This window comes from Rhizobium sp. UFLA01-1127 (assembly GCF_059803845.1).
Genome location: NZ_JAUQTZ010000082.1, coordinates 1 through 12,575, shown reverse-complemented (window position 1 = coordinate 12,575; position 12,575 = coordinate 1). Strand labels below are relative to the sequence as shown.

Here is a 12,575-nt window from a genome sequence, read left to right as displayed (position 1 = left end):
TTTCTCCCAGAGCCCCCAATAAATAAAAGCTACGGTGACTTCGATTCGAAGCCATCGCAAACGTTCGTAAGGAAGAGTTGTTTGCGCGCCTGGAATGCGGCAATCCGGGGTGTTGGCACTCGGCGCAAAGGACCTGCTCAACCGTTCCCTGACTAGCTCGCGCGAGATTTTTCCTCGTCAGGCGCCGTGGAATTGGCGCCCATCCAAGGCGGACAGGACGTGGTATTCTATCTGGCGGTAACCCTTCATGACTTGAAGTCTCCCCGCGCCGAAGATGTCCGCCGCGCTCTCAAGTTCCTGTTTCAGCCGTGTGTCTGAGAAACCTGCTCAAGCTCATAAAGCACGCCGCCCATGTCCTTCGGATGCAGGAAAAGAACGGGATTGCCATGCGCGCCGATCTTCGGCTCGCCATCACCCAGAATTCGAACACCTTTTTTGACGAGATCGTCGCGGGCCGCAACAATATCCGGCACTTCGAAGCAGAGATGATGCGTGCCGCCGCCCGGATTTCTCTCAAGAAACGCGGCAATGGGCGAATTTTCGCCGAGCGGGTGAAGAAGCTCGATCTTGGTATTGTCAGCCTGAATGAAAACAACGGTCACGCCGTGTTCAGGCAGGGATTGCGGCTCCGACACCTCTGCACCCAGCGCCCTGTAGCGGGCAATAGCGGCGTCAAGATCAGGCACCGCGATGGCGACGTGATTCAATCTTCCGAACATGGCCGTCTTTCCCTCACGCATTTCGCCTGATGCCTTCGAGCAGGTCGAGCACCTTGTTGGCCGCATCCATGACATTGGTGCCGGGGCCGAAGATAGCCGAGACGCCGTGGTCGAGCAGGAACTGATAATCCTGCCGAGGAATGACACCGCCGACAACAACGACGATGTCGTCCGCGCCCTTTTGTTTCAGCGCCTCCACCAGCTGCGGCGCAAGCGTCTTGTGCCCAGCGGCGAGCGACGACATGCCGACCACATGCACCCTGTTCTGAACGGCCAGCTCTGCTGCCTCCACCGGCGTCTGGAACAGGGGGCCGGCCAGCACATCGAAGCCGATATCGCCGAAGGCCGACGCAATGACCTTCGCGCCGCGATCATGCCCGTCCTGCCCGAGCTTGGCGACCATGACGCGCGGTTTTGTGCCGATCCGTTCAGCCGCACCTGAAAGGCGGGCGGCAAGCGTAGCGAGTTCCGGCTCATCCTTATAAGCCTCGCCGTAGATATCGCTCACCACCTCGGGCACCGCAGCGTGGTCTCCGAAGGCCGCACGCAGCGCATCGGAAATCTCTCCAACGGTGGCGCGTGCACGGGCGGCGGCAACCGCAGCTCCGAGAATATTGCCCTTGCCGCTGCGGGCCACCTGTGAAAGCGCCTCCAGAACTGCATCGACCTCCTTGCCGTCACGGCGACGACGCGTCTCCTCGATGCGGCGGATTTGCGCGGCGCGCACGGCGGCATTGTCGATATCGAGAACGTCGATATCTTCCTCATTTTCCAGCCGGTAACGGTTGACGCCGACAATGACTTCCTCGCCCTTGTCCACCGCCGCCTGCCGGCGTGTCGCGGCCTCCTCAATCAGCCGTTTCGGCAGGCCTTCCGCCACGGCCTTTGTCATGCCGCCCAGCGCCTCGACCTCCTCGATCAGCGCCCAGGCCTTCTCGGCCAGCTCATTCGTCAGGCTTTCGACATAATAGGAACCGGCCAGCGGATCGACGACCTGGGTGACGCCGGTTTCATGCTGGAGGATCAGCTGGGTATTGCGGGCAATGCGGGCGGAGAATTCCGTCGGCAGGGCAATCGCCTCATCGAAGGAATTGGTGTGCAGCGACTGCGTGCCGCCGAGCACGGCGGACATGGCCTCAAAGGCAGTGCGGACGATGTTGTTATAGGGGTCCTGCTCCTGGAGCGACACGCCCGACGTCTGGCAATGGGTGCGCAGCATCAGCGAGGACGCCTTCTGCGGCTTGAACTCCTCCATGATGCGCGACCAGAGCAGGCGCGCGGCACGCAGCTTGGCAGCCTCCATGAAGAAATTCATGCCGATGGCGAAAAAGAACGACAGGCGGCCGGCGAAATCATCGACATTCAGTCCCTTGGCCAGCGCCGCCCGCACATATTCGCGGCCATCCGCCAGCGTGAAGGCCAGCTCCTGCGTAAGCGTCGCGCCCGCTTCCTGCATGTGATAGCCGGATATGGAGATGGAGTTGAATTTCGGCATCTCCTTCGCCGTATATTCGATGATGTCGGCAACGATCCGCATCGAAGGTTCAGGCGGATAGATATAGGTATTGCGGACCATGAACTCCTTGAGGATATCGTTCTGAATGGTGCCGGAAAGGGCGGCGCGGGGCACACCCTGTTCTTCCCCCGCAACGATGAAACTGGCGAGCACCGGAATGACCGCCCCATTCATGGTCATCGACACCGAGACTTTTTCGAGCGGAATGCCGTCGAACAGGATTTTCATGTCCTCGACGCTGTCAATCGCCACGCCTGCCTTGCCGACATCGCCCTCCACGCGCGGATGGTCGCTGTCATAGCCGCGATGGGTAGCGAGATCGAAGGCGACGGAAACGCCCTGCTGACCGGCAGCCAGCGCCTTGCGGTAAAAGGCATTCGAGGCTTCCGCAGTGGAGAAACCGGCATATTGGCGGATGGTCCAAGGCCGTCCCGCATACATGGTGGCGCGCGGGCCGCGGGTGAAAGGCGCAAATCCCGGCAGGCTGTTCAGATGCGAACTATCTTGCAGATCGTCAGCGGTGTAGAGCGGCTTAACCTCGATACCTTCGGGCGTATTCCAGACGAGTGTTTCCGGTGAACGCTTCAGCTCCTTTTCGGCAAGTGCCTGCCAATCGGCAATCTTGGCATCCGACATCACTCAAACTCCATGATCACTTCATCCACCGCCAGACTTTGGCCCGCCTCGACCTTCACCGCCTTGACCACTGCCCTCTTCTCGGCTTTCAGCAGGTTCTCCATCTTCATCGCCTCGACCGTCGCCAGCGATTGTCCAACTTCGACCGTGTCGCCTTCCCTGACCAGCACCTGAGTGATGACGCCTGGCATCGGGCAGAGCAGCTTTTTCGACGTGTCGGCCGACTGCTTGATCGGCATGTACTGGGATAGATCGAACAGGCGCGGTGTCATCACGCGGTATATCATGTCGATGCCGCGGAAACGAAGGCGCCATCCGGTGGAGGCGCGCGAGACCTTAACGCTTGATGCTTCACCATTGATCGTGAACGAGGCGAGCGTTTTGCCCGGTTGCCAGCCGCTTGTGACTGTGTGATTGACGCCGTCGCCATAGCGGATGTCGGTGGTGCCGGTCCCGCATGTCACGGTCTGCGGCCAGGAGTGGTCGCCGCCGACGGCAACGAAGTCGATGCCCAGTTTACGCGTGTGGTTGGCGAGCGTGCTTGAAATCTGTGCGCGGCGGGCTTCCTCAATGAGGTGAACATAGGTCGCGATGGAGGCGAGCTGGCGGGCCTGATCGTTGTCTGGCGTGACACCGTGGAAACCTACCGGCCACTCCTCGGCGATAAAGGCCGTGGTGATGTTGCCGGACTGGAACCGCGGATGTGCCATCACAGCTGAGAGAAAGGGCAGGTTGTGGCCGATGCCCTCGACCTCGAAGCAATCGAGCGCCTCGGCCATCGCCTCGATCGACCGCGTCCGGTCGGAGGCCCAGGTGCACAGTTTAGCGATCATCGGGTCGTAATACATCGAGATCTCGCCGCCTTCGTACACGCCGGTATCATTGCGGACCACAATACCGTCATGCTGTGGGCCTTCTTTAGGGGGACGATAGCGGGTCAGCCGGCCAATCGATGGCAGGAAGCCGCGATAGGGGTCCTCTGCATAGAGGCGGCTTTCCATCGCCCAGCCGTTGAGCTTGACGTCAGACTGGATGATCGCAAGTCTCTCGCCATCGGCGATGCGGATCATCTGCTCCACGAGGTCGATGCCGGTGATGAGCTCGGTCACGGGATGCTCCACCTGCAAGCGGGTGTTCATCTCGAGGAAATAGAAATTGCGCTTGCCGTCGACGATGAATTCGACCGTGCCGGCCGAGAAATAGCCGACGGCCTTGGCGAGCTGAACAGCCTGCTCACCCATCGCCTTGCGAGTGGCTTCGTCGAGGAAGGAGGACGGGGCCTCTTCAACGACCTTCTGGTTGCGACGCTGGATCGAGCATTCCCGCTCGCCGAGATAGATCGTATTGCCATGCTGGTCACCCAGCACCTGGATCTCAATATGGCGCGGCTGATCGACAAACTTTTCGATGAAGAGGCGGTCGTCACCGAAGGAAGACCTCGCCTCGTTCTTCGACGCCTGGAAACCTTCACGGGCCTCCTGGTCGTTCCACGCGATGCGCATGCCCTTGCCGCCGCCGCCAGCCGAAGCCTTGATCATGACCGGATAGCCGATGCGGGCCGAGATCCTTACGGCCTCTTCGGCATCCGCGATCAGGCCCATATGACCCGGCACCGTGGAGACGCCGGCTTCGGCCGCAATCTTCTTGGACGTGATCTTGTCGCCCATGGCTTCGATGGCACCGACCGGCGGGCCTATGAAGATCACGCCTTCTTGGCGCAAGCGCTCGGCAAACGCGCGGTTTTCCGACAGGAAGCCATAGCCGGGATGGACGGCGTCGGCGCCGGTCTGCCTGATGGCGTCGATGATGCGATCGATGACGAGATAGGACTGGGCCGAGGCGGCAGCGCCTATATGCACGGCCTCGTCGGCCATGCGGACATGCATCGCTTCGCGGTCGGCGTCGGAATAGACGGCCACCGTCTTGATGCCCATGGCGCGGGCGGTGCGGATGACGCGGACTGCGATCTCACCTCTGTTGGCGATGAGAATTTTTGTAATCATGTGATTTTGCCTTACAGGGGAATGGTGTCGTGTTTGCGCCAGTAGGTTTCCGACCGCTTGGTGCGAAGCATGGCAAACGCCCGCGCGATACGTTTGCGCGATGAACGCGGCATGATCACCTCGTCGATGAAGCCGCGTTCCGCCGCGACGAAAGGATTGGCGAAGCGGTCTTCGTATTCCTTGGTGCGCGCCGCGATCTTTTCCGGGTTCTTGAGCTCTGAGCGGTAGAGGATTTCTGCCGCCCCCTTGGCGCCCATCACCGCGATCTCGGCGGTGGGCCAGGCGTAGTTGACGTCGGCGCCGATATGCTTGGAGGCCATGACATCATAGGCGCCGCCATAGGCTTTCCGCGTGATCAGCGTGACCATGGGTACGGTCGCCTGGCTATAAGCGAAGAGCAGCTTAGCGCCATGCTTGATGATGCCGTTATATTCCTGGGCTGTGCCGGGCAAGAAGCCGGGGACGTCAACGAGCGTCAATATCGGGATGTTGAAGGCGTTGCAAAAGCGGACGAATTTCGCGCCCTTGCGTGATGAGTCGATGTCAAGGCAACCGGCGAGAACCATCGGTTGGTTGGCAACGACGCCAACGGTCTGGCCCTCCATGCGGATGAAGCCGGTCAGAATGTTACAGGCGAAACCCTCCGAGATCTCGTAGAATTCGGTCTCATCGGCCAGCGCCAGGATCAATTCGCGCATGTCGTAGGGCTTGTTGGCGCTGTCAGGGATCAGCGTGTCGAGCCGCTCTTCCAGTCGGTCGGGGTGGTCGAAGAAGGGGCGGACAGGCGGCTTGTCGCGGTTGTTGAGCGGAAGGTAGTCGAAGAGGTCGCGGATGCGCAGCAAGGCCTCGATGTCGTTGTCGAAGGCGCCGTCGGCGACGGAGGACTTGGTCGTGTGGGTCCTGGCGCCGCCCAAATCTTCGGCGGTGACGATCTCGTTGGTGACGGTCTTCACCACGTCGGGGCCGGTGACGAACATATATGAGCTGTCTCGCACCATGAAGGTGAAGTCGGTCATGGCGGGAGAATAGACCGCACCTCCGGCGCAGGGGCCCATGATCACAGAGATCTGCGGGATGACGCCTGAGACTTCGGCGTTGCGGCGGAACACCTCGGCATAACCGGCGAGCGAGTCAACGCCTTCCTGGATACGGGCGCCGCCGGAATCGTTCAAACCGATCACGGGGGCGCCGTTACGGGCAGCCATATCCATGATCTTGCACATCTTCTGTGCATGGGTTTCGGAGAGGGAGCCGCCGAGGACGGTGAAATCCTGGGAGAAGACGTAAACGAGACGGCCGTTGATCGTGCCCCAGCCGGTCACAACGCCGTCGCCGGGCACCTTGTTCTCGGCCATGCCGAAATCGGTGGCCCGGTGGGTGACATACATGTCGTATTCCTCGAAGGACCCTTCGTCGAGAAGCACGTCGAGGCGCTCGCGCGCCGTCAGCTTTCCCTTGGAATGCTGGGCGGCGATCCGGGCTACGCCACCGCCAAGCCGCGCGGCGTGGCGGCGAGCTTCGAGTTGATCGAGGATTTCTCGCATGTAGTCACTCCTTGTATCGTCTTCGCAATACACGTCGTTGTTTGGTTGCAAAACGTTGGAAGATGTGCGCATGTACAAACTGCAAAAAATGACTTTGCTTTTTGTGAATTTGTGAAAATGGCGGCGGGAAAGCTCTATATCGGGCGCAAAGTGCGCGACTTGCGCCTTGCGGCCCAGGCAACGCAGCAACAATTTGCTGAGCGCTTGGGTATATCGGTGAGCTACCTCAATCAGATCGAGAGCAACCAAAGGCCGGTGTCAGCCGCCGTTCTGCTTGCCCTGGCGGACAAGTTCAAGATCGATCTATCCGATCTCAGCGGCGCTGAGGGCGACCGACTGCTTTCGGCACTGGCAGAGGCGCTTACGGATCCGTTGTTCAATTCTCAAGCAATTAGTCACCAGGAACTGAAAATGGTGGTGCATAACTCGCCCGGCATTGCGCATGCGCTGATTGCAGCGCATCAAGCCTACCGGCATAACTCTGAGCGCCTGGCAAGTATTGATGACACGCTTGGTCGCGCCTCAGCCATTGTCGAGCACACCCCATACGAGGAAGTGCGAGATTTCTTTCATTTCATGGACAACTATATCCATGAGATCGACGTGTTGGCTGAAGGGCTCGCAGAGGAGATCGGCATCGGCGATCAGGACACGCATGCCGCCTTATGCGCTCATCTCGAAAACCGGTTTGATATTCGCATCAATCGGTCCACTGACACTCGAGATCTCATCAGAGACTTCGACGAGGAACGCCGGTTATTAACCCTCTCGCCATATCTTATTCCGGCCACGCGTGATTTCCAGATTGCGCTTCAGATTGCGCAGCTTGCGGGCGATGAAATCATCAATCAGCTTCTTGATAAAGCAGCCTTTCGCAGCAGCGAGGCGACCGAAATCTGCCGCATGGGTCTTCACAACTATTTCGCGGGTGCGCTCGTTCTGCCCTATGGTCGGTTCATGACAGCCGCGCGAGAAGTACGCCACGATCTTGATCTTCTGTCAGCGAGGTTCGGAGCAAGTATTGAGCAAGTTTGCCATCGGCTATCGACCTTGCAACGACCCGGTCAAAAAGGCGTACCGATTTTCTTCGCGCGCATCGATCGCGCCGGCAACATCACCAAGCGGCACAGCGCAGCAAAACTGCAGTTCGCCCGCTTTGGCGCCGCCTGCCCGCTTTGGAACGCCCACAGAGCCTTCGAGGCACCCGGGCAGGTGATCCGCCAGTTGGCCGAAACCGCTGACGGGGTGCGGTATCTCTGTATCGCGACACAGGTCACCAAGGGCGACCGCGGATTTCATACTCCCCGCCAACATTATGCGCTCGCGCTCGGCTGTGAAATTTCCTATGCGGATCAGTTTGTCTATGCAGACGATATGGACATCGGAAATCGCACAGCGTTCGATCCCATCGGCATCTCGTGCCGAATTTGCGAGCGGGCGAACTGCGCGGGCCGTGCCGTTCCACCCTTGAAGAGCCGCTTAGTAATAGACCATCGCAAGCGTGGCCGCTTGCCGTACCACATTGGCTGATACTCGTTGCTTTGACCGGATGCGTTTGTGGCGAACGGCCGCAAACCAGGCGGTGCGCTCACCCGACAGATCGATCGTCGCGTTCTCGGAAAGGCCCTAGTCGGCATATAGAAAAGCATTTGGGGAAACCGAGAAGATCGGTGTCGGCATCGCTCAGGCGTCTTGACGTTTCGCCCCATGCGCTTTCAGAATGTCGTAGTCCTTGCACTTTGGTCCGGAGATCCGCCCCACATGAGCGGGAGACCACCGACCACCAAGAGAGGATGACGACATCCGCGTTCGTAGCCACCGTCGCCGTCGGTATAGACCGTGAATTGGCGCCATTCGCTTGACTGACACGAAAAATTTAACTGCCGCCCTCCGCTGCCGCCGCGAGCGGATCTGTCTTGGACAGTCGGTCGCCCAGCTGCCATTCATTCTTCAAAGGCGGATCAACGTGGACGGTGGCGATCGAGCTCGTTGACTGCGTGTTTGACCAGGGCCATCAGTTCCTCCGTTGTCGCCCCGTCGCGGGCCCGGACAGACATGCCCTGAACGATACTTCCGAGAAATCGGGCAAGCGAACCTGCATTCGTATCCGCGCGCAGATCCCCTGCGTGGATCCCGAGTTCGATGCGCGTCTTGAAGGCCTCGAGTGTGCGCTGGCGAAGCGAGGAGACGTAATAGACGATGCCCTCGTTCTCCGAGGCGCAGGTCAGGGCTGCGGTAGAGATCATGCACCCCTTGGGATGGTCCGGAGAGGTGAAGGATCTAGCCGAGTTCTGCAGGAAGCGTTCGAAGGCGGCGACCGTGTCGATCGGCTCCTGCAGGGGATTTCCCGGATCCGGCCGTGGCGTGCGCCGGTAATGATCGAGCGCGTCTCGATAGAGGTCTGCCTTGGACCGGAACGCAGCATACAGGCTTTGCGGCGTAATGCCCATGGAGGCCGTCAGATCGGCAATCGACGAGCCGTCATAGCCATGCTCCCAGAAGACATCCCGCGCGGCGGCAAGTACCGTCTCGCGATCGAAAGCCGGCGGTCGGCCGCGCTTGCGGCGGGTACCTTCCAGTTCATTCTTATTTTTCACAATGTTCACTCTGGAATTAGAGGTTGTTTCGCGCTAATCAGGAACGGTCATTGTGATTATAGAAGGTCCGATCGCATGAGTCTTCCCCTTGAAGCCGAAACACCGGCCGGTACGCTTGCCCGCGCCATTGATGATGTCATTGACCACACCCTAGCGCAAAATCGGCTAGTAGGCACCGTCGTGCTCGTTTCTCAAAAAGGCACTATCGCCTATAGACGTGCCGCTGGTCTTGCGGAGCGGGAAACCGGTCAGCCGATGGCGGAAGACACGATCTTCCGCCTCGCATCCGTCACGAAGCCGATCGTCGCCATTGCCGTGATGCGGCTTTACGAGCAGGGCCGCATCGGACTGGACGATCACGTGACGAAATGGCTGGCGGATTTCCGTCCGCAGCTTGCTGACGGCTCGGAGCCCGTGATCCGTATCCGCGATCTCCTTACGCATATGTCCGGCCTCAGCTATGGCTTCCTGGAGGAAAACGGACCTTATGTTCGCGCGGGCGTTTCCGACGGCCTTGCCGAGCCCGGCCTGTCGCTTGACGAAAACCTTGCCCGCCTCGCAGGACAGAAGCTGGTCTTTGCGCCCGGCACGAACTGGCGGTATTCGCTGTCGATGGATGTTCTCGGCGGCGTCATCGAGAAGGAGACCGGCGTGCAATTGGGTGAGGCCATCGAGATGCTCGTCACGGGGCCGCTTGGGTTGCGGGACACCGGATTCAACGTCGTCGATCGTCAAAGGCTGGCAGCTGCCTACGCGGACGGTGAGACCGAACCACGCCGCATGGAAGCGGAAACCTTTGTCACCGCATTGACGGGATCGGTCAAATTCGCCCCGGATCGCATTTTCGATCCCAAATCCTATCACTCCGGGGGCTCCGGCATGGCGGGAACCGCCCGGGACGTATTGGCCATACTGGAAACGGTCCGCAAGGGCGGCTCGCCGCTTCTGTCTCGGCAAACGGTGGACTTGATGACGCGTGATCAGACCGGCGGGCTGCGCCAGTCCCTCGATCCCGGCATCGGCTTTGGTTTCGGATGGGCCGTAATCACAGATCCGGTCGCGGCACAGGCGCCGTGGTCAAAAGGGACCTATCGCTGGGGCGGCGTCTATGGCCATAACTGGTTCGTAGATCCGGTCAGGGAACTGACGGTCGTAACGCTTACCAATGCGGCAATGGAGGGCATGTGGGGTCGGTTCACCGTCGAGTTGCGCGATGCTATCTACGGCGCTCTGCGGTAGCGGCCGGCACATTGCATGTTCCGGCTTCACGCCGGAACATGCCTAGCCGATCGGCAGGACCTCGGAACGTTTGACCTGTCGAAGGGCAAGGCTGGTTTCTATCGACGCTATGCCCTCCAGACGGGCCAGCTTCGTTGTCAGGAAATGGTCGTAGGCCTGAAGATCCCTTGAGACGATGCGCATCAGGTAGTCGCGCTGACCGGTCATAAGATAGCAGTCAACCACTTCTGGCCAGACGGAAACCGCAGCAGCGAAGCGTTCCAGGTTCTGTTCGACCTGCCTCTCGAGCCTGATCGATACGAACGCGCTGATCGGAAGTCCGACGGCATCCTGATCGATCACCGCGGTGTAGCCCTTGATGATGCCAGCGTCTTCCAGCAGGCGAACCCGGCGGGCCGTCGGAGAGGCCGACAAGCCTACTTTGTCGGCTAGATCGCTCATAAGAATCTTTCCATCGGACTGGAGAACCCGGATTATCTTCTTTCCAATGGCATCAAGATCAGTGGCTGACATTTGACAATACCCCCTCAAAATTCCTGTTGCAGCGCGTATAGAGTCGCGCAATGATCCAGCGACTTGGTTAGGCTGGCAAGATCGGCGTAGACCTGATCGCCGCTCGCAAACGCCCCGAAACCCTCGGTAGGACTGCTCGTCTTCCGTCGACTGCCAAGCGCTCATGCGGACATCCCGGGTGCGTCAGGCCTCGATCGAGCAAGGAAATGACTGACAGCCGTTTTCTCACCGTGCAGCCAGTTTTCCTGGCGCGAAAGTGGCTTTGCGGCGCAACCTCCGACATCAAATGCGCAACACCGAAGTCCGTCAGAAGCGCTGTTGAACATGTCGCCGGTGCATAATGCTGCCGTGTCAGTCATTCGGCCCCGCGTGAGACGCTCCGTCGGCCAAACTCTAAAGACAGGGAATGCCAGGACGTTCCTACCGTTTTCAAGTCAGGCGAGAGGATCAAGCGCTGCACTGAGTGCCTTGGATCCGGTGTGGTCGGCATGATGACGACCTGCTTCTTCTTGCTCTTCGCTCAAGTCAGGAAACGGCCCCCTCAGGGCAGGCGGTGCGGTGCCCGGCTCAACCTATTGTTGGCTTCGGCCAGCTTTCTCAGCAACGCTATCAGTTGCGCTTGCTCACGCACGTTCAAGGGGCCAAGGAGGCGCCGTTGCGATTCCTCAACGCTGGGCATGACATCATTCAGAATCTGCCTCCCGTCATCGGTGATGGACACGATTTTCGCACGCTTGTCCTTGTCCGAAGGTTCCCGTGTGATCATGCCCCGCTCTTCCAACTTGGTGAGAACGACGACAATGGTTGTGCGATCAAGTGCCGCGACGCCGCCGAGTCTTGCCTGATCCATTGGCCCGAAACCATCCAGGGCCGACAGAACACTGAACTGCAAAGGTGTGAGGTCAGACGCCCGGCATTCGTCGAGAAAAATCGCGACACCGATTTGATGGCAGCGCCGCAAAAGATAACCGGCCATGGAGAGAAAGCGGCTCTCTTCCGTTACCGCCTCGTGATTGGGCGTCACCTTACTTTTCCGCGCATTCGTTGTCACATTCTACTCCTTTCAAATTCCATCCAACCCGCCATCGAACTCAGGCAATTCGGCACACAAATCGAAGAGGCGGCTGATCGTCGGACAGGGCAACATGTCTACATCAAAGCCACGATTGTTGAAGACCTGAGCATCGAGGAAAACAACGGCCGGACCCGGCCTGTAGCCATGCCAGAAGCCGCCTGTCAGATGATCTTTTACAAGCGTCTTCTCCAGGAGCGCGAACGCCTCGCTCACCAGGTCCCGGAACCACACTGCCGTTACCTCGTCATCTGCGCTCAAGGCACCGGAACAACCTCGTCGACGAGTGCGCCAGCAGGCTTGGGAAAAAGGATCGGAACACGCTGACGCTCGGCGTCTCTTGTGGAGGGAAAACAAAAGTCAACTGGATCCCCTGACGGTCTCTCTATATACCCCGAGAGTCGGAATGGTACCGGGTCGAAGCCTGTCGCAAGGGCGGGCAAGTCGTTGAAACTGGCGGGCCCGTCCTCCTCCGTGCACTGGAGCAGCGTGCTACCGATGCGCACGAAAAGGTGCGGCTTGCGGTTGATTTTGCGATCCTGGTCATCAAACCCGGCGTAGTAATACGGCTCTCCCCCATCAATTCACGAACGAAGCGTTCCATCAGTAGCAGGTCGCGCGCGGGAAGCGCGAAATGGTCGATGCCCCGACAGCCCGAAGGCGTTGTCGGTTTTCTGGTCGCGCGCGCCTTTCGGCGGGTTCAGTTGGAGAGCTCGAAAGTCGTGCTCCTCTGTCG

10 protein-coding genes are annotated in these 12,575 nt (G+C 59.5%); 2 read left to right on the top strand and 8 right to left on the bottom strand.

All coding sequences use genetic code 11. The features are described 5' to 3' along the window. Positions 1-302: 302 nt before the first annotated feature. Genes mce through Q4Q11_RS19905 form a run of 4 tightly spaced genes read right to left on the bottom strand, consistent with a single transcriptional unit; the run spans position 303 to position 6,418 of the window. Positions 303-719 carry a methylmalonyl-CoA epimerase gene (mce, locus tag Q4Q11_RS19920; protein ID WP_498570578.1) on the bottom strand — a complete coding sequence of 139 codons (417 nt, stop codon included), beginning with the start codon at positions 717-719 and terminating at the stop codon, positions 303-305. A 13-nt stretch (positions 720-732) separates the two neighbouring features. Then, positions 733-2,871, bottom strand: a complete 2,139-nt coding sequence (gene scpA / locus Q4Q11_RS19915; protein ID WP_498570577.1) for a methylmalonyl-CoA mutase — start codon at positions 2,869-2,871, stop codon at positions 733-735. Then, positions 2,871-4,874 carry an acetyl-CoA carboxylase biotin carboxylase subunit gene (locus Q4Q11_RS19910; protein ID WP_498570576.1) on the bottom strand — a complete coding sequence of 668 codons (2,004 nt, stop codon included), beginning with the start codon at positions 4,872-4,874 and terminating at the stop codon, positions 2,871-2,873. The genes scpA and Q4Q11_RS19910 overlap by 1 nt, the downstream gene beginning before the upstream one ends. Positions 4,875-4,885: 11 nt before the next feature. After that, on the bottom strand, positions 4,886-6,418 hold the full coding sequence (locus Q4Q11_RS19905; protein WP_498570575.1) for an acyl-CoA carboxylase subunit beta: 1,533 nt from the start codon (positions 6,416-6,418) through the stop codon (positions 4,886-4,888). A 117-nt stretch (positions 6,419-6,535) separates the two neighbouring features. Here Q4Q11_RS19905 and Q4Q11_RS19900 point away from each other — a divergent pair, with 117 nt between their 5' ends. After that, positions 6,536-7,948 carry a helix-turn-helix domain-containing protein gene (locus tag Q4Q11_RS19900; RefSeq protein ID WP_498570594.1) on the top strand — a complete coding sequence of 471 codons (1,413 nt, stop codon included), beginning with the start codon at positions 6,536-6,538 and terminating at the stop codon, positions 7,946-7,948. 431 nt (positions 7,949-8,379) lie between these two features. Here Q4Q11_RS19900 and Q4Q11_RS19895 read toward each other — a convergent pair whose 3' ends face one another. After that, a complete protein-coding gene (locus Q4Q11_RS19895; RefSeq protein ID WP_498570574.1) occupies positions 8,380-9,024 on the bottom strand; it encodes a TetR/AcrR family transcriptional regulator in 645 nt (214 codons plus the stop codon). A gap of 66 nt (positions 9,025-9,090) precedes the next feature. Between Q4Q11_RS19895 and Q4Q11_RS19890 the strand changes: the two genes are divergently transcribed. Then, a complete protein-coding gene (locus tag Q4Q11_RS19890; RefSeq protein WP_498570573.1) occupies positions 9,091-10,254 on the top strand; it encodes a serine hydrolase domain-containing protein in 1,164 nt (387 codons plus the stop codon). A 42-nt stretch (positions 10,255-10,296) separates the two neighbouring features. Here Q4Q11_RS19890 and Q4Q11_RS19885 read toward each other — a convergent pair whose 3' ends face one another. The 3 genes from Q4Q11_RS19885 to Q4Q11_RS19875 all read right to left on the bottom strand — a co-directional run bounded on the left by Q4Q11_RS19885 (position 10,297) and on the right by Q4Q11_RS19875 (position 12,100). After that, positions 10,297-10,767, bottom strand: a complete 471-nt coding sequence (locus tag Q4Q11_RS19885; protein ID WP_414125299.1) for an Lrp/AsnC family transcriptional regulator — start codon at positions 10,765-10,767, stop codon at positions 10,297-10,299. 541 nt (positions 10,768-11,308) lie between these two features. After that, positions 11,309-11,818, bottom strand: a complete 510-nt coding sequence (locus Q4Q11_RS19880; RefSeq protein WP_498570572.1) for a MarR family winged helix-turn-helix transcriptional regulator — start codon at positions 11,816-11,818, stop codon at positions 11,309-11,311. Between the two features lie 12 nt (positions 11,819-11,830). Beyond that, complete coding sequence (locus tag Q4Q11_RS19875) at positions 11,831-12,100, bottom strand: glutathione S-transferase family protein (RefSeq protein ID WP_498570571.1); 270 nt, start codon at positions 12,098-12,100, stop codon at positions 11,831-11,833. Positions 12,101-12,575: the final 475 nt, after the last annotated feature.